This window comes from Quyinboa ferrireducens, assembly GCF_042436675.1.
Taxonomy (GTDB): Bacteria; Bacteroidota; Bacteroidia; order Bacteroidales; family UBA5342; genus JBHJHP01.
Window position 1 is genome coordinate 1 of sequence record NZ_JBHMVA010000108.1, and the last position, 603, is coordinate 603.

A 603-nucleotide genomic window follows, 5' to 3' on the forward strand; every position below is an offset into this window, starting at 1 on the left:
AACGTTCCCGCAGTATGCTGTCGTGGCAGTTTCTTTCCGACGGGAAAGGAACTGTCAGGACAAAATAGCCCGACTGCGAATGTTGTAATGTTTTATTTAAAAGTACTGCCATGCAGTATGACTGCGTGTTAGGTGCTGGCGTTTCTTTTTTATTCAAATTCAATATTCTCATTCTCAAGAATCTCTCTTACATAATTTTCATGTTTAAGAGTCTTGAAATTAAACCATTTCTCACGATATTCAGAATTTTCAATAATATGCTTAAAATTTGCAAATGGCTTTTTTCGTACTAAAATTTCTCCCAAATTTTCCTTAAAACTATTATTGTCAATTTCTTCTATGAAATCTTTCATAATCTGAAAAGCCTCTCCGGGTTTCATTTTCTCAATCACTAAATAGTCAGTCCATTCTTTTTTAATTTTTCAAGTTCTTCTTCCCAAAATTCTGTATCTCCAATTATTTCATCCAGGTCAAAAATTGTACGAATCTCTAAATCTTCTCTGTTAATGAAAATATTCATTCCAACCTCAAGATTCTGGGCCATTTCTTTAATTTGAGATTTCGTCAGTTTCATAATGATATTTTTTACGCTTGCACCTAACG

The 603-nt window shown here is 33.0% G+C and carries 2 protein-coding genes; both read right to left on the bottom strand.

Features of this window, described 5'->3' with window-relative positions; translation table 11 throughout:
• Positions 1-149: 149 nt before the first annotated feature.
• Positions 150-380 (bottom strand): UPF0158 family protein, encoded by a 231-nt coding sequence (locus tag ACE01N_RS20640; RefSeq protein ID WP_380593000.1) that lies wholly within the window; start codon positions 378-380, stop codon positions 150-152.
• Positions 381-391: 11 nt separating this feature from the next.
• Positions 392-603 (bottom strand): hypothetical protein (locus ACE01N_RS20645; RefSeq protein WP_380593001.1); only part of this gene is annotated, 212 nt, incomplete at its 5' end.

Coding starts and splice junctions, on each gene's coding strand:
- ACE01N_RS20640 (WP_380593000.1), bottom strand. CDS start 380: ATGAAACCCGGAGAGGCTTTTCAGATTATGAAAGATTTCATAGAAGAA.